This is a genomic window from Micromonospora sp. NPDC048170, assembly GCF_040652795.1.
GTDB lineage: Bacteria > Actinomycetota > Actinomycetes > Mycobacteriales > Micromonosporaceae > Micromonospora.
Window position 1 is genome coordinate 1 of record NZ_JBEZMR010000044.1, and the last position, 19,390, is coordinate 19,390.

At 73.5% G+C, this 19,390-nt stretch carries 13 protein-coding genes and 1 pseudogene; 8 read left to right on the forward strand and 6 right to left on the reverse strand.

Annotated elements, in window-relative coordinates; translation table 11 throughout:
• Window positions 1-218: 218 nt before the first annotated feature.
• Together AB0D32_RS30730 and AB0D32_RS30735 are read right to left on the reverse strand one after the other, a co-directional pair.
• Window positions 219-1,850: a GAF domain-containing protein gene (locus tag AB0D32_RS30730; RefSeq protein WP_357097784.1), complete on the reverse strand. Its 1,632-nt coding sequence runs from the start codon at window positions 1,848-1,850 to the stop codon at window positions 219-221.
• Window positions 1,851-1,992: 142 nt separating this feature from the next.
• Window positions 1,993-3,040: pseudogene (locus AB0D32_RS30735) on the reverse strand (nitroreductase).
• A gap of 152 nt (window positions 3,041-3,192) precedes the next feature.
• On the opposite strand from AB0D32_RS30735, the gene AB0D32_RS30740 reads away from it, so the two are divergent.
• Window positions 3,193-5,535, forward strand: coding sequence for a heavy metal translocating P-type ATPase (locus AB0D32_RS30740; protein WP_357097708.1), 2,343 nt, complete (start codon window positions 3,193-3,195; stop codon window positions 5,533-5,535).
• Between the two features lie 58 nt (window positions 5,536-5,593).
• On the opposite strand, the gene AB0D32_RS30745 is transcribed toward AB0D32_RS30740, so the two are convergent.
• From AB0D32_RS30745 to AB0D32_RS30755, 3 genes are all read right to left on the reverse strand, one after another.
• Window positions 5,594-6,466 carry a universal stress protein gene (locus AB0D32_RS30745; RefSeq protein ID WP_357097710.1) on the reverse strand — a complete coding sequence of 291 codons (873 nt, stop codon included), beginning with the start codon at window positions 6,464-6,466 and terminating at the stop codon, window positions 5,594-5,596.
• 164 nt (window positions 6,467-6,630) lie between these two features.
• Entirely contained in the window at window positions 6,631-9,033 is a 2,403-nt protein-coding gene (locus AB0D32_RS30750) for a phosphoketolase family protein (RefSeq protein ID WP_357097712.1), read from the reverse strand.
• A gap of 95 nt (window positions 9,034-9,128) precedes the next feature.
• Window positions 9,129-9,986, reverse strand: a complete 858-nt coding sequence (locus AB0D32_RS30755) for a universal stress protein (protein ID WP_357097714.1) — start codon at window positions 9,984-9,986, stop codon at window positions 9,129-9,131.
• Window positions 9,987-10,215: 229 nt separating this feature from the next.
• Here AB0D32_RS30755 and AB0D32_RS30760 point away from each other — a divergent pair, with 229 nt between their 5' ends.
• The 6 genes from AB0D32_RS30760 to AB0D32_RS30785 all read left to right on the forward strand — a co-directional run bounded on the left by AB0D32_RS30760 (window position 10,216) and on the right by AB0D32_RS30785 (window position 15,985).
• Window positions 10,216-10,641, forward strand: a complete 426-nt coding sequence (locus AB0D32_RS30760; protein WP_357097716.1) for a nucleoside deaminase — start codon at window positions 10,216-10,218, stop codon at window positions 10,639-10,641.
• Window positions 10,642-10,754: 113 nt separating this feature from the next.
• Window positions 10,755-11,759, forward strand: a complete 1,005-nt coding sequence (locus AB0D32_RS30765; RefSeq protein WP_357097718.1) for a diacylglycerol kinase family protein — start codon at window positions 10,755-10,757, stop codon at window positions 11,757-11,759.
• Window positions 11,752-12,753 carry a YihY/virulence factor BrkB family protein gene (locus AB0D32_RS30770; protein ID WP_357097720.1) on the forward strand — a complete coding sequence of 334 codons (1,002 nt, stop codon included), beginning with the start codon at window positions 11,752-11,754 and terminating at the stop codon, window positions 12,751-12,753. Before AB0D32_RS30765 ends, AB0D32_RS30770 begins: the two co-directional genes overlap by 8 nt.
• 79 nt (window positions 12,754-12,832) lie before the next feature.
• A complete protein-coding gene (locus tag AB0D32_RS30775; RefSeq protein ID WP_357097722.1) occupies window positions 12,833-14,323 on the forward strand; it encodes a phosphatase PAP2 family protein in 1,491 nt (496 codons plus the stop codon).
• An 8-nt stretch (window positions 14,324-14,331) separates the two neighbouring features.
• A complete protein-coding gene (locus AB0D32_RS30780; protein ID WP_357097724.1) occupies window positions 14,332-15,150 on the forward strand; it encodes an endonuclease/exonuclease/phosphatase family protein in 819 nt (272 codons plus the stop codon).
• 100 nt (window positions 15,151-15,250) lie between these two features.
• Window positions 15,251-15,985 carry a hypothetical protein gene (locus AB0D32_RS30785; RefSeq protein ID WP_357097726.1) on the forward strand — a complete coding sequence of 245 codons (735 nt, stop codon included), beginning with the start codon at window positions 15,251-15,253 and terminating at the stop codon, window positions 15,983-15,985.
• 367 nt (window positions 15,986-16,352) lie between these two features.
• Here AB0D32_RS30785 and AB0D32_RS30790 read toward each other — a convergent pair whose 3' ends face one another.
• A complete protein-coding gene (locus AB0D32_RS30790; RefSeq protein WP_357097728.1) occupies window positions 16,353-17,315 on the reverse strand; it encodes a TIGR03557 family F420-dependent LLM class oxidoreductase in 963 nt (320 codons plus the stop codon).
• A gap of 225 nt (window positions 17,316-17,540) precedes the next feature.
• Here AB0D32_RS30790 and AB0D32_RS30795 point away from each other — a divergent pair, with 225 nt between their 5' ends.
• The gene (locus tag AB0D32_RS30795; RefSeq protein ID WP_357097730.1) at window positions 17,541-18,926 is read left to right on the forward strand and encodes a cellulase family glycosylhydrolase; all 1,386 of its coding nucleotides are present in this window, start codon (window positions 17,541-17,543) and stop codon (window positions 18,924-18,926) included.
• The last annotated feature ends 464 nt before the right edge of the window (window positions 18,927-19,390 follow it).

The following is a 19,390-nucleotide window of genomic DNA, read 5'->3' on the forward strand; positions in this document are numbered from 1 at the left end:
AGTCGGTGATCAGCTCCGGCCTCTATCTCGTCGACGACAAGACCTACGGCGTGGCGATGCCGGCGCCGATCTTGCACTTTCGGCCCCCGACTCGGGGCATATACACCCTTTGTCCGGGCCCAAAGTGCAAGATCGCGGGCGCTGTACGGGAACGGGCGCGGCACGGGAACGGGCGCTGCATGGGCGTGAGACGCGGGGAGTGGGGCAGGGGGTGGGGGTTAGTCGCGGAGGGGGACGGACCAGGAGAGTTCCGTGCCGTGGGGCTCGGCTCGGCGTACGTCGAACTCGCCGCCGTGGCGTTCGGCGCGTTCGCGGAGGTTGACCAGGCCGCTCCGCGCGGCGGCCGGGTCGCAGCCCACCCCGTCGTCGGTGACGGTCACGGTGACCCGGCCGGCGTCGACCCGCACCGCCACGGAGACGCGGTCGGCCTGCGCGTGCCGTACGGCGTTGGAGAGGGCCTCGCGCAGCACGGCGGTGAGGTCGGGGCGGACCGCCTCGGGGACGGCGCTGTCGATCGGCCCGGTCAGCTCCAGGCGGGGCCGGTAGCCGAGCGACTCGGCGGCGACCTCGATGGCCTCCCGGATCTCGGTACGCAGCGCCGCGCTCATCGGGGTACGCAGCTCGAAGATGGTGCGGCGGATGTCCTTGATCGTGGCGTCGAGGTCGTCGACGGCCGCGTTGATCCGCCTGGCGACTTCCGGCTTCGTCGTCATCGGGGCGGCGCTCTGCAACTGCAGGCCGGTGGCGAAGAGCCGCTGGATGACCACGTCGTGCAGGTCACGGGCGATGCGCTCGCGGTCCTCCAGGACCACCAGCAGCTCCCGTTCCTCCTGCCCCCGGGCCCGCTCCATGGCCAGCGCGGCCTGCCCGGCGAAACTGCCGAGCAGGGCCATGTCGTCGTCGCTGGCGGCGGGCAACCTGTCGGGGCGGTGCGCGATCACCAGCACGCCGTGCAGGACGTCGGCCGTCGCCAACGGGGAGATCACCGCCGGCCCGGTGCTCAGCAGCGCCGGCCAGGGCGCGGCGTGCGCGAGATCCGCCACCTGGTCGTGCCGGCCCTCGGCGACGGCGGCGGCGAAGCTCGTCTCGGCCGCCGGCAGCGCGGTACCGATCAGGTCGCCGGCCTGCTCGGCGGCCCCGTCCACCACCTCGACGGTGAACTCTTCGGCGTCCGGGTCGTAGAGCAGCACCAACGCCACCTCCGCCTCGGCGACCTCGCGGGCACGCCGTGCCACCAGCGCCAGGGCGTCGGTGCGGCGTACCTCGCCCAGCAGCACGCCGGTGATCTCGGCGGTCGCCGCGAGCCAGCGTTCCCGGCGGTGGGCCAGCGCGTAGAGGCGGGCGTTCTCGATCGCCACGCCGGCCGCCGCGGCGAGCGCGACGACGATCTCCTCGTCGTCCTCGGTGAACTCGGGGCCGTTCTGCTTCTCGGCCAGGTAGAGGTTGCCGAACACCTGGTCGCGGATGCGCACGGGCACGCCGAGGAAGCTGTGCATCGGCGGGTGGTGCGCCGGGAACCCGTAGGACTTCGGGTGCTGGGTGATGTCGGGCATCCGCAACGGGCGCGGGTCGTCGATGAGCAGGCCGAGCACGCCCCGCCCGTGGGGCAGGTCACCGATCCTGGCGTGCAGTTCCGCGTCGATGCCGTGGGTGATGAAGTCGTGCAGCAGGCGGTCGTGGCCGATCACGCCGAGCGCGCCGTAGCGGGCGCCGACCAGCTCGCAGGCCGCCTCCACGATCCGTTGCAGGGTGCTGCGCAGGTCCAGGTCGGTGCCGATGCCGACCACCGCGTCGAGCAGGGCACGCAGCCGCTCCCGGCTGGTCACCACCTCGCCGACCCGGTCCAGCATCTCCTGGAGCAGCTCGTCGAGTCGTACCCGGGACAGCGGGCTGAGCCCCAGCGACGGGGTCACGTGGGATTCGGGGCGGGGGTTCGGTGTGCTGGCGGCCACCGGGCGATGGTATCCGCCCGGTGGCCGTGACCCAGGGCCGCTACGCGCCGGTCGAGCGTGCCGCCGAGGTGTCGACCACCTGCGCGACGTCGAGGCGCGGGGTGTGCGGCGGGCCGGCGTGCGCCGGGTCCGCGAGCCCCAGCCGGATCGCGAGGTACGGGTAGCCGAGGCCGGCCAGCAGCCCGCGCAGCGTCTGCCGGGTGCCTGCCACCTCCACCACCCCGCTCAGCGGCACCACGGAGACCCCGAGCCGGGTCGCGGTCAGCCAGGCGGCCGAGAGCGCCTCACCGGCGCGCAGCCAGCTGTCCGGCTCGTCCTCGGTGCCGTAGAGCACCCCGTACACGGCGGCCCGGTCGTGCCCGGGGCCGACGGGCAGGGTGCCGGGGCGGCCGAAGTCACGGGCCGGCACGGTGGTCCGCGGTGGCTCGGCGGGCAGCACCTCCGGCGGCAGGCCGGTGCCGGTGCCGCTCCGGCTGGTCCAGTACTCCAACTCCTCGCGCAGCTGCGAGTCCTCCGACTCGACCGACGCGGCGCGGCTGGCGACGGCGGCCAGCTCCAGGACGTTGTCGCGGTCGAGGAACTGGAGCTGGCAGCCCTCGGCGGCGACCGCCGCGGCGATCTCGGAGAGGGTGGCCGCCGGCACCGGTTCGTCGCTGACGGGGCGCCGGTCGGTGTGCCGCACCTGCATGCACTGCACCAGGCGCATGGCCTCCGGGTCGGCCCCCGTACGGACCAGCCCGGTCAGCCGGGCCAGCAGGTCCGCCTCGTTCGGGTCGGGCATCCGCTGCACCGCGGCCGTCCAGCCCTCCGCGGTCAGCGCGACCCGTGCGTGGTGCAGCGCGGCCCCGCAGCTGTACGCCACCAGCCGGCCCTCCGGGTCGGTCGCCGTCAACCGGGGATCGCGGACCACCCGCAGCTCCAGGGCGTCCGGCAGCACCCGCCACCGCCACGGTTGGCTGTTGTGCACCGACGGGGCGTGCCCGGCCGTCGCGGCGGCCTCCGCGAGTGCGGTGGTCAGCGGACGGCCCGTCGCCGGCGTCTCGTGGCTCATCGTCACGACCTTTCCGTTTCTCCCCATCGTGCCCCAGCCCTGCGGTGCCCCGGGCGGGGTTGCCGCTCCATCCTGCTCCATCCCCCGTGCCGACGTACGGTACGCAGGTCCCGACGCGGCCGGGCGGTTCGCCCCGCCGGTTCGCCCGGATGCCCTCGGGGGCACGGTGGGCGCTGAGACGATCCGCAGGTGGGATCGCAGCCGCAGGAGTGCGTGCCGGAGCAGCCGGTACGGCGGGACCGGTCGCGCCTGCTGCTGTGGGCGCCGCTGGCCGCGGTGACGGTGCTGGTGCTGGCCGGGGCGGCACTGCGGCTCACCGGCCACCGGAACGCGGCCGACCTGGTGTGGGCGTCCGCCACCGTGGCCGCCCTGGCGCCGGCCGCCTGGTCGACGCTGCGGCAGCTGTGGCGGCGGCAGTTCGGGGTGGACGTCATCGCCGTACTGGCCCTGGTCGGCGCGCTGGTCGTGCGGGAGTACCTGGCCGGAGCGGTGATCGCGGTGATGTTGGCCACCGGGCGGGCGCTGGAGGCGTACGCCCAGGGGCGGGCGACCCGCGACCTGCGCGAGCTGCTCGCCCGTGCTCCCCGCACCGCCCGGCGGCGCGGACCGGGCGGCGACATCGAGGTGGTGCCGCTGGACCGGGTGGCGGCGGGGGACCGGCTGCTGGTCGGCCCGGGCGACGTGGTGCCGGTCGACGGGCAGGTCGACGAACCGGTGACCCTCGACGAGTCGGTGGTGACCGGCGAGTCCCGGCTGGTGCGGCGCGGGGCCGGGGAACAGGTCGCCAGCGGCGTGGTCAACGCCGGCGCCGGCTTCGGGATGCGCGCGACGAGGAACGCGGCGGGAAGCACGTACGCGGGGATCGTCCGGCTGGCCGAGGAGGCGACCGCCCACAAGGCGCCGATGGTGCGCCTCGCCGACCGGTACGCCGCCGCGTTCGTGCCGTTCACCCTGATCCTGGCGGGGCTGGGCTGGCTGCTCTCCGGCGACTTCGTCCGGGCGGTGGCCGTGCTGGTGGTGGCCACCCCGTGCCCGCTGCTGCTGGCCACCCCGATCGCGATCGTGTCCGGGCTGTCCCGGACGGCCCGGCGCGGGGTGCTGGTCCGCGACGGCGGCTCGCTGGAGCTGCTCGGCCGCGCCCGCACCCTGCTGGTCGACAAGACCGGCACGCTGACCGCCGGCCGTCCCCGGGCCGCCGAGGTCGTGGCCGCCCCCGACGGAGACCGCGACGACGTGCTGCGCCTCGCCGCCTCGGTCGAGCAGCTCTCCCCGCACGTGCTGGCCCGCGCGTTGGTGGCGCAGGCGCGCGAGCGGGGCCTGCCGCTGACCGAGCCGGCGGGGGTGACCGAGGAACCGGGGCGGGGCGTACGCGGGACGGTCGACGGGCGGCAGGTCCGGGTCGGGCAGCTCGACGGCGACCTGCCCGAGTGGGCGGCGCGGGCCCGGTCCCGGGCCGAGTTGGCCGGTCGCTCGGTGGTCTGGGTCAGCGGCGACCGGGGCCCGCTCGGCGCGATCCTGCTGGAGGACCCGGTACGCCCCGACGCCCGCCGCACCGTACGCCGGCTGCGCGAGGCGGGGCTGCGGCGCATCGTGATGGTCACCGGGGACCGGCCCGACACCGCCGCGCAGGTCGCCCGGACGGTGGGCGTGGACGACGTGGTGGCCCGGTGCTCGCCGGCGGAGAAGGCGACCCGCGTACGCGAGGAGGCGCACCGGGCGGTCACCGTGATGGTCGGCGACGGGGTGAACGACGCTCCGGCGCTGGCCGAGGCACACGTCGGTGTGGCCATGGGCGCCACCGGGGCGACCGCCTCGGCCGACGTCGCCGACGCGGTGCTCACCGTCGACCGGCTGGACCGGCTCGCCGACGCCGTGGAGATCGCCCGGTACGCCCGCCGGATCGCGGTGCAGAGCGCCACCGTCGGGATGGGCCTCGCGGTGCTGGCGATGCTGGTTGCCGCCGCCGGCCGGCTGCCCCCGGTCGCCGGGGCGTTCCTCCAGGAGGGCATCGACGTGCTGGTGATCCTCAACGCGCTGCGCGCCCTCGGGGGTGGGCTGCGTGGCCGCGAGGTGCCGCCACGCACCCGTGAGCTGCTCGACCGGTACGCGGGCGAACACGGCGGGATCCGCGATGCGCTCGCCGCACTGCGGGACACGGCCGACCTGCTCGCCACCAGGCCGGACGCGCCGGAGTGCCTGCCGGCGCTGCGCGAGACGTACCGCCGGCTGACCGGGGAGGTGCTGCCGCACGAGGAGGCCGAGGAACGTCAGCTCTATCCGGCGCTGGCCGACCCGCTGGGCAGCGCCGAGGCGACCTCGACGATGAGCCGCGCCCACGTCGAGATCCGGCGGCTGGTGGACCGGGTCGGCGCGCACCTCGCGCAGGCCGGCGACGGGCCCCTGCGCCGCGACCAGCTCACCGACCTGCTGGCCGCCCTCTACGGCCTGGAGGCGGTGCTGCGGCTGCACCTCACCCAGGAGGAAGAGGACTACTTCTCCCTCAGCCCGGCCGAGCCGGCCGACGGCCGGTAGGTGAAGGAAGGTCCCCCTGCACCTCAGAATGCGACAGCAAGGGGCCCTTCCTCACATCTCACCGTTCCCGGACGACCGCCACCGGGCAGTGTGCGTGCTGGATGAGCTGCTGGCTGACCGAGCCGAGCAGCATCCCCTTCAGGCCGCCCCGGCCCCGGGTGCCGACCACCACCAGACACGCGTCGCGGCTGGCGTCGACCAGCAGGGACGAGGCACTGCCCTCCTCCACCCGCACGGTGACCGGCACGTCGGGGAACGTCGCATCCCACCGGACCAGCAGCTCGTCCAGTTCGGCCCGGTCGGCCGCCGTGGCCTCCCGCGCATCGGGGCCCGACGGCGGGCGCTGGCCGGTGGGCGGGTGCCAGGCCCGCACCACGTGCAGGGGCACCCGCCGGGCCGCGGCCTGCTCGAACGCGAAGCCCAGCGCCAGCAGCGAACACTCGGATCCGTCCACGCCGACCACCACGTGCCCGGTGCGCCCGCCGGCGGCGGCCTCGCCACGGACGACCACGACCGGGCAGTGCGCATGGGAGGTGACCGCGACCGCGGTCGAGCCGACGAGCAGCCCGCCGAAGCCGCCGTGCCCCCGGGTGCCCAGCACCAGCAGGTCGGCCTGCGCCGAGCGCTCCTGGAGCACCAGCGTGGGCGGCCCGTCGAACACCTCCCCGGTCACGGTCAGCTCCGGGTGCGCGGCGCCCGCGTCCGCCGCCGCCTTGTGCACCAGTTCCTCGACCTGCCGGCGGGCCGTCTCGTCCGGCCAGATGCCGGGAGCGACGCCGGGACCGATCCAGCCGGCCACGGTGAGCCACTCGAAGACGTACGCCAGCCGCACCGGCCGCCCGCTGCGGCCGGCCTCCCCCAGCGCCCACTCCAGCGCGGCGGAGGCGTCGGTGGAGCCGTCGTAGCCGACCAGGATCTCGTTGCTGCTCATCGCTTCCACCTCTCGATCGCGGCTGCGGGAAGGGCGAGGTCACTCCTCGCGCTCACGGTGCTTGCCTCTTGTTCGCGACTGCGGGGCTCGCAAGCTCACTCCTCGCGCTCACGGTGCTGGCCTTTCGTTCGCGACTGCGGGGCTCGCAAGCTCACTCCTCGCGCTCACTGGTCACCTCGCAGTCCAGGGTCCGTCTCGTGGACCCAACGCCACTCCGCGACCCGCGGGTCGTCCTCGCCGTGGCGGCGGGTGTGGTCGCGGCAGGACTGGCGCGCGTCGACCATCTCCTGACGCAGGTGGGCGGCCCGGGCGGCCAGCCCCGGCACCCGGTCGATCACGTCCATGACCAGGTGGAAGCGGTCCAGGTCGTTGAGCATCACCATGTCGAACGGCGTGGTGGTGGTGCCCTCCTCCTTGTAACCGCGTACGTGCAGGTTCTCGTGGTTGGCCCGGCGGTAGGTGAGCCGGTGGATCAGCCACGGATAGCCGTGGTACGCGAAGATGAGCGGCTTGTCCCGCGTGAAGATCGTGTCGAACTCCTTGTCCGACAGCCCGTGCGGATGCTCCGTCGGCGGTTGCAGGCGCATCAGGTCGACCACGTTGACCACCCGCACCTTCAACTCCGGCAGGTGCCGGCGCAGCAGGTCCGCGGCGGCCAGCGTCTCCAGCGTCGGCACGTCGCCGGCACAGGCGAGCACCACGTCCGGTTCGCTGCCGGCGTCGGTGCTGGCCCAGCCCCAGATCCCGAGGCCGCGCCGGCAGTGCTGCACGGCGTCCTCCATCGACAGCCAGTTCGGGGCGGGCTGCTTGCCGGCCACCACCACGTTGACGTAGTGCCGGCTGCGCAGGCAGTGGTCCATGGTGGAGAGCAGCGTGTTGGCGTCCGGCGGCAGGTAGACCCGCACCACCTCCGCCTTCTTGTTCATCACGTGGTCGATGAAGCCCGGATCCTGGTGGGAGAAGCCGTTGTGGTCCTGCCGCCACACGTGGCTGGAGAGCAGGTAGTTCAGCGAGGCCACCGGCTTGCGCCACGGGATGCCCCGGGTCACCTTCAGCCACTTGGCGTGCTGGTTGACCATCGAGTCGACGATGTGGATGAACGCCTCGTAGCTGGTGAAGATGCCGTGCCGGCCGGTCAGCAGGTAGCCCTCCAGCCAGCCCTGGCAGAGATGCTCGGAGAGGACCTCCATCACCCGCCCGTCGGGGGAGAGGTGTTCGTCGCCGGGCACGGTGCCGGCCATCCAGGCCCGGTCGGTGACCTCGAACGCCGCGCCGAGCCGGTTCGAGGTGACCTCGTCCGGGCCGAAGAGGCGGAACGTCTGCGGGTTGGCGGCGATCACGTCGCGTACCCACGGGCCGAGGGCGCCGGTCGCGCCGGCCACGGTCTCGCCGGGCCGCTGCACGTCGACGGCGTAGTCGCGGAAGTCCGGCAGCGCCAGGTCGCGCAGCACCAGCCCGCCGTTGGTGACCGGGTTGGCGCTCATCCGCCGCTCGCCCCTCGGCGGCAGCGCCGCCAGCTCGGCGACGGGTGCGCCGGTGGCGTCGAAGAGCTCCTCCGGCCGGTAGCCGCGCATCCAGCGCTCCAGCTCGGCGAGGTGCTCCGGGTTCTTGCGTACCTCGGACAGCGGCACCTGGTGCGCGCGGTAGGTGCCCTCGACCTGCTTTCCGTCGACGTCCCGCGGCCCGGTCCAGCCCTTCGGCGTACGCAGGACGATCATCGGCCAGCGGGGGCGCTCGACGGCACCACCCGAGCGGGCCCGCCGCTGAATGGCCGCGATCTCGTCCAGCACCCGGTCCAGGGTGCCGGCGAGGGCCTGGTGCACCGTCGCCGGATCGTCGCCGGCGACCACGTACGGCTGGTAGCCGAAGCCGCGCATCATGGCGAGGAGGTCGTCCTCACCGATCCGGTCCAGCACCGTCGGGTTGGCGATCTTGTAGCCGTTGAGGTGCAGGATGGGCAGCACCGCGCCGTCACGGGCCGGGTTGAGGAAGACGTCGGAGAGCCAGCTGCCGGCCAACGGGCCGGTCTCCGCCTCCCCGTCGCCGATGACGCAGGCCACCAGCAGGTCGGGGTTGTCGAACGCCGCGCCGTAGGCGTGGCTGAGCGCGTACCCCAGCTCGCCGCCCTCGTGGATCGAACCCGGCACCTCCGCCGCCACGTGGCTGGGGATGCCGCCCGGGAAGGAGAACTGGCGGAACAGCCGGGCCATGCCGGCCTCGTCGCGGCCGATGTGGTGGTAGAGCTCGCTCCAGGTGCCCTCCAGCCAGGTGTTGGCGACGATCGCCGGGCCGCCGTGGCCGGGGCCGGTGACGAACATGGCCGACAGGTCACGGGCGACGATGACCCGGTTGAGGTGGGCGTAGAGCAGGTTCAGGCCGGGACTGGTGCCCCAGTGCCCGAGCAGGCGCGGCTTGACGTGCTCGGGTGTCAGCGGTTCGCGCAGCAGCGGATTGTCCAGCAGGTAGATCTGCCCGACGGTCAGGTAGTTCGCCGCCCGCCAGTAGGCGTCCAGCCGCCGCAGCTCGTCTTCGGTCAGGGGGCTGTGCAGGTCGAGAGCGGTGTCCATACTGCATGAGCCTCTCGCGGATAGGGGAATCCTGCATCCTCGAAGCGCGGATTCGTCCGGGCCGGTCTCAGTTTCCCGGTCGCCACCGGTGTGGATCAGGGCCGTTGGTCCCGCGCGATGCTGGCATTGCGCCCGTCCGTCGGCACCTCCCTCAGCCCGCGTACCACGATCAGCGGCGCGGGAGAGTGGTAGAGCAGCGCCTGGCTCACCGCGCCGAGCATGCCCCGCCACGGCTCGTCGCCCCGGGCGGCGACCAGCGCCAACTGCGCGGAGCGGGACTGCTCCACCAGAACGGCGCCGGGATCGCCGTGGATCGTGTGGCACTCCGTGGCCACCGACGGGAACCGGCGCGAGGACCGCCCCACCAACCCCACGAGCAGCCCGGGATCCCCGGCGCCCTCCTCCGGCTCGACGACGCGGACCGCGAGCAGCCGCGCCGCCCGCCGGGCCGCGCAGTCGAACGCCCACTCCAGCGCGGCCTGCGAGCTGTCGGAACCGTCCACGCCGACCAGCACCGGACCCTGCGGCGGCGGCTCCCGGCGGACCACCAGCACCGGGCAACCGGCCCGGGCGGCGACCTGCACCGCCGGCGCCTCGGCCGGTACGCAGTCGCCGCAGGTCGCCATGCCGCCGTCCCCGACGGCGAGCAGGAACGCGGACTCCGAATGGCGGAGCAGGGTGGCCACGGGGGCGCCCTCGACGATCTCGCCGCTGACCGGCAGCCCCGGCTCGACCTCGTTGGCGATCTCCGCTGCCCGGGCGATCAACTCCTCGGCGTCGGCGCGCGGCCCCGCGATCGACGGAGCCTCCAGCGCGGCCGTCCAGTTGAACGCGTGCAGCAGGCGCAGCGAACGGCCGTGCGCGGCAGCCTCCAGCGCGGCCAGCCTGACCACCGGCAGGTTGCGTTCCGCGCCGAGCCCGACCAGCACCGCCGCGTCGGTGGCTACGGCCATCCGAATCACCTCCGCAGGCGTCGCGCCCGGCCCTCCTGTCGAGGCTAGTCCCGGCGACAGCACGGTGGGGCGGGATCGCGGCGTCGGCCGGTCGCGTCTCACGGTGCGGCGGCGTGGCGCGCCGACCGGTGAGTACGTTCATGCCATGCGCGACGCCGGGCGGCCGGAGGCCACCGCCGACGAACTGGACCGCCCGGGTGCCCGCGTACCACAAATTTCAGGAGGACAGATGACTTCCGACGACGAGAAGTTTCTCCGTCGTGCCGTGGAACTCGCCAGCCAGGCCGGGGCGTCCGGCGAACGGCCCTTCGCCTCGTTGCTGGTCGGTGCGGACGGCGCCGTCCTGATCGAGGACCACAACACCGTGCTCTCCGACTCGGACATCACCGCGCATCCGGAACTGAAGCTGGCCCGCTGGGCGGCTCGGGAACTCGCCACCGACGTGGCCGCCGGCACCACCATGTTCACCAGTTGCCAGCCCTGCCCGATGTGCGCGACCGCGATCGACCAGTCCGGCCTCGGCCGGGTGGTGTACGCCCTGTCCAGCGAGCAGCTCGGGGAGGTCAAGCCGGCCACCTCGCCGCTGCCCCCGGTGCGGTACGAGGGGCCGGCGCTGTTCGACGAGGCGCGCCAGCCGATCGACAACTACTACTAGCGCCTCCGGGGAAGCGCGCAGCGGGGGAGCCGGCGGATAAACCCGGAGCTGGTGCGCGTTATGTCACCGGCCGCCGGGTCGCTGCCCTGCCGGATCTGCTGCACACTGGCGCCGTGGACGCTCGACAGGACAAGCGACGCGCGGGGCGCCACGGCGGTCTGCGCTCCGCCGTGGTGGTCAACCCGGTGAAGGTGGCCGACCTCGACGAGCTGCGTCGTACGGTCCACGACGCCCTCGGCGCGGCCGGCTGGCCCGAGCCGCTGTGGTTCGAGACCACGGTCGAGGACCCGGGCCGCGGCCAGACGGAGAAGGCGGTCGAGGCCGGCGTGGACGTCGTCTTCGCCTGTGGCGGCGACGGCACCGTGATGGCCTGCGTCCGGGGCCTGGTCGGCACCGACGTGGCGCTCGCCGTGCTGCCCCAGGGCACCGGCAACCTGCTCGCGGCCAACCTGGGCCTGTCGAACGACCTGGCCGCCGGGCTGGAGGTCGCCGTCGAGCGTGGCCGCCGGCTGCTCGACGTCGGCGCGGTCGAGGACCACTACTTCACGGTGATGGCCGGCATGGGCTTCGACGCCCAGATGCTCGCCGACACCTCGGAGGCCACCAAGAAGCGGATCGGCTGGCCGGCGTACGTGGTGGGAGCTGCCCGGCACCTGCGCGACCGGCCGATGAAGGTCTCCATCCGCATCGACGACCAGCAGCCGATCCGCCGTCGGGCCCGTTCCGTCCTCGTCGCCAACGTCGGCCGCCTCCAGGGCGGGGTGCGTCTGCTCACCGACGCCGAACCGGACGACGGCTACCTCGACGTCGCGGTGCTCACCCCGCGTACGCTGCGGCACTGGCTCGCGCTCGGCTGGGCGGTCGTACGCCGGCAGGACCACGTGCCCCGGATGGAGGTCTTCCGGGCCCGACGGGTGGAGATCACCAGCAACCGGGCCCAGCCCCGGGAACTCGACGGCGACCTCATCGAGCCGGGCCGGACCCTCAGGGCCGAGATCCGGCGGCGGGCCCTGTGGCTCTGCGTGCCGCAGCCGGAGCAGGATCCCGACCTGGCCGAGGACGTGCAAGCGGCTGCCGAGCGCGGTGAGCAGCTCGTCGAAGAAGCGGGCCGTGAGTAGCACCCGCATCGTGCCGGAGACCCGGCTGATGTCCGACGAGGAACTCAACGTCGACGACGCCTGGCACACACTGCGCCGGCAGGGCGGCTGGCACCTGCTGCGGGACGCGTTCATCCGGTTCCGCTACGGCGACGGGTTCAGCCACTCCCGCGCCTTCGCGCTGCAACTCTGCCTCGCCGTGGTGCCGTTCCTGATCGCGCTGACCGGCCTGATCAGCGAACTCGGCGTGGAGGAGGGCGGCCAGGTCGTCGCCGACACGGTGCTCGCGCTCACCCCCGGGGCGAGCGAGCCGATGGTCGCCGAGCTGCTCGGCGAGGGCGACCGCACCGAACGCGCCGGGGAGTTGGCCCTCGGTCTCGGCCTGCTCACCGGCCTGGTGGCGCTGACCAGCACCATGGCCCAGATCGAGCGCGGCGCCAACCGGATCTACGGCGTGGAACGGGACCGGCCCGCCCTGTGGAAGTACGTCCGCGCCACCGTCCTCGCCCTGATCGCCGGCGTACCGGCGCTCACCGGGTTCCTGATCCTCGTCGGCGGTGGCCCGATGGGCGACTCGGTGCAGCGGCACTACGCCTGGGGCGAGCTCGCCAACCGCGTCTGGGACGTGGTGCGCTGGCCGCTCAGCCTGGGCCTGACCGTCCTCGCCGTCGCGGTGATCTTCCGGCACGCCCCCCGCCGCAAGCAGCCCGGCCTGTCCTGGCTCTTCTTCGGTGCCGGCATCGCCACCGTGCTGTGGTGGCTGGCCAGCCTTCTGCTCGCCGCCTACGTGCGGTTCAGCGGCGGGTTCGGCCAGACGTACGGGGCGTTGACCGGGATGATGGCGCTGCTGCTCTGGGCCAACCTGACCGGCATGGCGCTCTTCGGCGGCCTGTCCTTCGCCGCCCAGTTGGAGGCGCTGCGCATCGGGGTGCGGGAGCCTGCCCAGCCCGACCTCTGGGAGCCCGAGGCCGAACGCGAGGAAGTCCACGACACCGGCGAGATGACCTCGCTGTAGCCCCCACATCGGACACCCTCGGTGTACGCGGAGCGCGGATCGGGTAAAGCGGCACGCCAGAAGCGAGAGGGAGGCTGCCGTGGGCGCGGTCAAAGAGGCGTTGCGACGACCCTTGGGTCACTTCACCGAGCGTACGCTCGCCGGCCTGGCGCTCGTGCTCGGCGCCGGGGTCGGTTTCGGGGTGCTCCTCGTGCTGGTCCGGACCCGGTGGTCCCCGCTCCACGACGTCGACCACGGCGTGGCCGCCTGGCTCAACGACCTGGTCGCCCCGCACGGGCCGCTGGTGACCGTGCTCAACGCGCTCACCGACCTCGGTGGGCGGGCGGTCATCGTCTGGCTGGTGTCGGTCGCCGTGCTCGGCCTGCTGATCCGCCGGCAGGGCCGGCTCGCGGTCTTCCTGATCGTCACCGGTGTCGGCGCGCTCGTCCTCGACCCGGCGCTCAAGACGCTGGTCGGCCGGCTGCGCCCCGAGGTGGAGGTGCCCATCGGCGCCTACGCCGGGGACAGCTTCCCGAGCGGGCACGCGCTCGGCTCGATGGTCGCGTACGGGGCGCTGCTGCTGGTCTTCCTGCCGGCCATGTCGCGCCGCTGGCGCAAGCCCGCCATCGGCCTGGTCGCCGCCGTCGTGTTCCTCATCGGCCTGACCCGCATCGCGCTGGGCGTGCACTTCGTCTCGGACGTGCTCGGGGCCTGGCTGCTCGGCGCCGCCTGGCTGGGCGTCACCGCGTACGCCTTCCGGCTCTGGCGGCTGGAGCGTGGGCGTAGGGTCCCGGCGCTGACCGAGGGGTTGGAGCCGGAGGCCGCGCACGACGTGGCCCCCGCCCCCGACGAGGCGCACCTGCTGCCGCACCCCCGGGCCGCCGTGTTCGAGCTGATCGTCGGCTGGGTGCTGATCCTCGGCGCGCTCTACGGCTTCGGCATGTTCGTCAGCTACCACGCCGGCGGCACCTTCCTCGCGGCCCTGGACACCGACGTGCCGAGGTGGTTCGCCGAGCACCGCACGCCCGGCCGGGACGACTTCAGCCACTGGTGGAGCAAGGTCGGCGACACCCACGCCATCCTGCTCATCTCGCTGGTCTTCTGCCCGATCGTGCTCGCCGTGTGGCGGCGCTGGCGGCCGGTGCTGTTCGTGGCGTTGACCATGTTCGGGGAGCTGAGCCTCTTCCTCGCCTCCGCCGCCGCGGTCGACCGGCCGCGTCCGCCGGTGGGCAACCTCGACGGACCGATGCCGACCTCCTCCTTCCCGTCCGGCCACATCGCCGCCACGCTCTGCGTCTGGGTGGCGATCGCGGTCATCGTCTTCCCGCGTACCGACCGGTGGTGGCGGTGGCTCTTCGTGGCGCTGGCGGTGGTGATGCCGGCCGGCGTGGCGATCAGCCGGATGTACCGGGGGATGCACCACCCCACCGACTTCATGGGCGCGATCCTCCTCACCACCGCATGGATCGGGCTGCTCTACTGGGTGATCCGCCCCAACGAGGACGTGCGCGAGGGCAACCGGCCGAGCATCGAGTCCGAGGACGTGCACACCCTCGACGACGAGCTGACCAAGGCCGGTCGGGCGGACTGACGCCACCGATGCTGCGGGCGATGACCTGGAACATCCGGACCGGAGGACGGGACTCCGGCGGCGCCGACCGCCGCGACCTGCTGGTCCGGCTCGTCGCCGACGAACGGCCGGACGTGCTGGCGTTGCAGGAGCTGCGGGACTTCGACGCAGGCGACGTGCTCGCCGACTTCGCGGGCCGGGTGGGGATGCGCCCCCACCTGGCCCGGTCCTGCTTCGGCCAGCCGGTGGCGGTGCTGCTCCGGCCGCCGCTGCGTGCCCTCGCCGCGACCCGGGTACGCCGGCCGTTCCACCATGCCGCGCAGCGCGTCACCGTGGCCACCACCGCCGGCCCGCTGACCGTGCTGAGCGTGCATCTCGACCCGTACTCGGGGCTGCGGCGGCGCGTCGAGGCGGGCTGGGCCGCCGCCGCGCTGCGCCGCGCGCCGGGGGAGTTGGGGCTGCTGGCCGGGGACCTCAACACCCTCGACCCGCTGGCCGGGCACACCGAGCGGATCGCCCGGCTCCCGGCCGCGTACCGCCGCCGTCACCTGCGCCGGGACGGGCGGACGGCGGAGACCCGGGCGGTGGCCCGGCTGCTCGACGCCGGCCTGGTCGACCTGTATGCGGCGGCCAACCGGCCGCACGACGGCACGGCGGACGCCGGGCTGACCGCGCCCACCCGGCACGGCGGCGGGGCCGAGTTCTCGGGGATGCGGCTGGACTACCTGTTCGGCACGGCCGCGCTCGCCGAGCGGGTGCGGGACTGCCAGGTGTTGCGGGGCGGCGACACCGAGTACGCCTCCGACCACTACCCGGTCGTCGCGGACCTGGACCTCGACCCCGCCTGACTCCGCCCACGGCTGTCGGCTGCCGGCGCGGTGGGCGCGGGGAGACGACCGGGTGGAACGGGTAGGGCGCTCGGTTGGCGGTGCCGACTACCGTGAGCCGGTGATCGACTCGTCGCCACCGGCACCGCAGACCACCGCACCCGCCCCGCTGCTCGTCGCCGTCGCCCGGGGGATCGCGCTGGTCGTGGTGGTGCCGCTGCGGCTGGCCTGGGAGCTGGTCGCCGCTGTCAGTCGATGGCTGCACCGCTGGCTGCTCGCGCCGACCGGCAGGTTCCTCGCCCGCTGGCTGCTGCGCCCGCTGGGCTGGCTGCTGCGGAACCTGCTGTGGGTGCCCCTGCTGTGGCTGGGCCGGGGGCTCGCCTGGCTGGTCCGGACGCTGCTCTGGGTGCCGCTGGTGTGGCTGTGTCGCGGGCTGGCCTGGCTGACCCGGACGGTGCTGTGGGTGCCGCTGGCCTGGCTGGCGTACCACCTGGTCTGGCTGCCGCTGCGCTGGTTGGCCCGGTTCCTCGCCCCGCTCGGGCGCTTGCTGGTGGCCGGGCTCGCGGTGGTCGGCCGGTGGCTGGCAGCGGCGGTACGGGTGCTGCTGGACGCGCTGGCGTGGGCGTGGTGGGCGGCCGGCCGCCTGCTGTGGTGGTGCTACGCGCTCACCCTGCGGCCGTTCGTGCTCGGGGCGGGCTGGCTGTGGCGGCACGCGGTCCGTCCGGTGGGGCGGGCGGTCGCCGGGGCGTGGCGGGCGACGGTGTCGCCGGCTGCCCGCTGGGTGCGCCGCGCCGTCGTGGACCCGGTCCGCCAGGCGACCCGTGAGGCGCTGACCGCCCTCGGCCTGCGCCGCTGACGCGGGCCTGGGTTACAGGAGCAGGTTGAGCAGGACGGTCAGGACGATTGAGGCGACGATCGAGAAGAGGATCATCAGCAGGCAGCCCAGGCCGCCGCCGGCCGGCCGGATCTCCGTGTTGCCGATACGCATGTGATCACCTGTTCGTCAGCGAGGGGGCGAGGAGGGCGCGGATCGCGTTGGCGATCGGCGCCGGCTCGGTGGTGGCGACGTTGTGCGCGGCGGCTGTGCGTACGGAGCCCGTCGACCAGCCGCCACTCGCTGCTCAGCCCGGCGGCCGGTTTCGGGGCGGCCAGCGCGACGCGCAGCTCCGCCGGACCGAACCGGCCCGGCGGGGTCACCCGGAGTCGCCGGGGCGGTGTCGTCCTCACAGCTCGCGCAACCTCGGCAGGAGCTGCTCCTGCGCCCAGTCCAGGAACATCGGCTGCGTCCCGCCGCCCACCTGCACGATCGCCACGTGGGTGAAGCCGGCGTCGACGAACTTCTTGAACGCCTCGACGTGCCGGTCCACGTCGGGCCCGCAGGAGATCCCCTCGGCCACGTCCTCCTCGCGGACGAACCGGGTGGCGGCGGCGAGCGACTCCGGCCCGGGCAGGTCCGCGTTGACCTTCCAGCCCAGCCCGAACCAGCGGAACTGGTCGTGCGCGATCCTGCGGCATTCCGCCTCGTCGGGGCCGTAGCAGATGGCCACCTGACCGTAGCGGGGCTGCCCGGCGCCGCCGGCCTCGTCGTACATGTCGATGATGTGCGGGTCCGGTTCGGTGGCGACGAGGCCGTTGCCGTATTCGGCGGCGAGGGTGACCGACTGGCGGCCGGAGGCGGCGACGGCCATCGGCACCGGCTGGGAAGGCCGGTCCCAGACGTGGGCGTCGGGCACGTCGTAGTGGTTGCCCGAGAAGGTCAGCGTCTCCCCGTTGAGCAGCGGCCGGATGATCTGGAGGGCCTCCTCGAACATCTCGTGCCGCTGCTGCACGTGCGGCCAGCCGCCGACCACGTGCTCGTTGAGGTTCTCGCCCGCGCCGAGGCCGAGGGTGAACCGGCCGTCCGAGAGCACCCCGACGGTGCTGGCCTTCTGCGCCACGACCGCCGGGTGGTAGCGGCGGATCGGGCAGGTGACGAAGGACATCAGCTCCGCCCGTGAGGTGGCGTGCGCGACCGCGCCGAGCACCGACCAGGCGTACGGGGAGTGGCCCTGGGAGTCCAGCCAGGGGTAGTAGTGGTCGGAGATGACGAGCTGGTCGAAACCGGCCGCCTCCGCCCGTACCGCGTGGTCGACCAACTGCTTGGGACCGGACTGCTCGCACATCAGCGTGTAGCCGACGTTGACCATGGTGTCTCCTTCCGACCCGGGCGGATCATGCCCGTTTACCCGGGGCAGGACGGGCCAACCATCGGAAGGCCCCTGCTTAACCGGTTCATTGCGTGGCCCGCCCGACCGGCCTACGCTGATCCCTGCGCCGCCGGGAGCCGGGCGGCGGCTGACGGGCTACAGCCGCCATCCCCTGTGACGTCCCACCCCCACCTGGGCAGCGGGGGTCCTCCCTTGAGGAAGGCCATGAAGAAGAGACTCTCCGCCGCCGGTGCGGCCCTGCTCGCGTTGCTGGTCGCCGTGCTGGCGTTCGGTCAGCCCGCGCGGGCCGCGACCGGCTTCTCCGTCGCCGACGGCAAGCTCTACGACGCCAACGGCAGCGAGTTCGTCATGCGCGGTGTCAACCACGCGCACACCTGGTACCAGCAGCAGACCAGCTCGTTCGCCAACATCAAGGCGCTCGGGGCGAACACGGTGCGGGTGGTGCTGGCCAGCGGCCAGCGGTGGGCGAAGAACGACACCGCCGACGTCGCCAACGTCATCTCGCTGTGCAAGGCCAACCGGCTGATCTGCGTACTGGAGGTGCACGACACCACCGGCTACGGCGAGCAGAGCGGGGCGGCCACCCTGGACCAGGCGGTCGACTACTGGCTCAGCGTCTCCAGCGCCCTCACCGGCCAGGAGAAGTACGTCATCGTCAACATCGGCAACGAGCCGTACGGCAACCAGGGCTACGGCACCTGGGCGACCGACACCGCCAACGCGGTCAAGCGGCTGCGCGCCGGCGGCCTCACGCACACCATCATGGTCGACGCCCCGAACTGGGGCCAGGACTGGTCGTTCACCATGCGCGACAACGCGGCGTCGGTCTTCGCGGCGGACCCGCAGAGGAACACGGTCTTCTCCATCCACATGTACGGCGTCTTCGACACCGCCGCCGAGATCAGCGACTATCTCGGCCGGTTCCGCGCCGCCAAGCTGCCGATCGTGGTCGGCGAGTTCGGCTTCGACCACTCCGACGGCAACCCCGACGAGGACGCCATCCTGTCCTACAGCCAGGCCAACGGGATCGGCTACCTGGGCTGGTCGTGGAGCGGCAACGGCGGTGGCGTCGAGTACCTCGACATGGTCACCAACTTCAACCCGGCCACCCTGACCACGTGGGGCCAGCGCATCTTCAACGGCGCGAACGGCATCAAGGCCACCGCGCGGGAGGCGACGGTCTTCGGCAGCACCCCGCCGACCACCCCACCGCCGACCTCGCCCCCGCCCACGACGCCCCCGCCGACCACGCCTCCGCCCACGACGCCTCCGCCGACCACGCCGCCGCCGGGCGGCTGCACCGCGACGTACTCGGTGGTCAACCAGTGGCAGGGCGGCTTCCAGGGTGAGGTGAGGGTGAGCGCGGGCTCGTCGGCGATCACCGGCTGGACGACGAGGTGGACGTTCGCGGGCGGCCAGACCGTCAGCCAGTCCTGGAGCACCGTCCTGAGCAGCAGCGGGTCGACCGTCACAGCCCGCAACGCCGACTGGAACGGCCGGTTGAACGCCGGAGCCAGCACCACCTTCGGCTTCATCGCCAGCTGGAACGGCACCAACGCCACCCCTGCGGTGACCTGCACGGCGAGCTGAGATCCAAGCACCACCGGTGGCCGGGTCCCACGGACCCGGCCACTGTCCTCGCCCCGCTTCCTTCCGGCCTCGGCCGCTCTCGCCCCCGCCCGGCCCGGCCTCGGTCCGGTCCGGTCCGGTCCAGCTTCGGTCACCGACCTCGCCCCCTCCGGTTGCGCACCGCATCGAGCCCCGCACCAGCCCTCAGCCACTGGTAGGGGCGGGTCGGTCTGCATGATCCGTTGATGGAAAACCGGGCTTCGAGGGCTCGCAGCACCGGGAGAACGTCAACTGATCATGGGGCCGTAGATCCAGCCGGGTCGCGAAGCGAGCCAGGGTGCGAAGTCAGCCGGGGTCCGAGAGGCTGGTTGAGGGCGCGGGTCCAGCCGGCTTCGCGGGGTGCAGCCGGCTTCGCGGGGTGCAGCCGGCTTCGCGGGGGCAACCGGGTCGCGGGGCCATCCATGTTCGCGAGGCACTCGGGGTCG

Bases quoted from the DNA above. Each gene is read 5' to 3' on its own strand.
- AB0D32_RS30745 (WP_357097710.1), bottom strand. From the start codon at position 6,466: ATGAGCAGCAACGAGATCCTGGTCGGCTACGACGGCTCCACCGACGCC.
- AB0D32_RS30795 (WP_357097730.1), top strand. From the start codon at position 17,541: ATGAAGAAGAGACTCTCCGCCGCCGGTGCGGCCCTGCTCGCGTTGCTG.
- AB0D32_RS30780 (WP_357097724.1), top strand. From the start codon at position 14,332: ATGCTGCGGGCGATGACCTGGAACATCCGGACCGGAGGACGGGACTCC.
- AB0D32_RS30760 (WP_357097716.1), top strand. From the start codon at position 10,216: ATGACTTCCGACGACGAGAAGTTTCTCCGTCGTGCCGTGGAACTCGCC.
- AB0D32_RS30750 (WP_357097712.1), bottom strand. From the start codon at position 9,033: ATGGACACCGCTCTCGACCTGCACAGCCCCCTGACCGAAGACGAGCTG.
- AB0D32_RS30755 (WP_357097714.1), bottom strand. From the start codon at position 9,986: ATGGCCGTAGCCACCGACGCGGCGGTGCTGGTCGGGCTCGGCGCGGAA.
- AB0D32_RS30790 (WP_357097728.1), bottom strand. From the start codon at position 17,315: ATGGTCAACGTCGGCTACACGCTGATGTGCGAGCAGTCCGGTCCCAAG.
- AB0D32_RS30730 (WP_357097784.1), bottom strand. From the start codon at position 1,850: ATGCTGGACCGGGTCGGCGAGGTGGTGACCAGCCGGGAGCGGCTGCGT.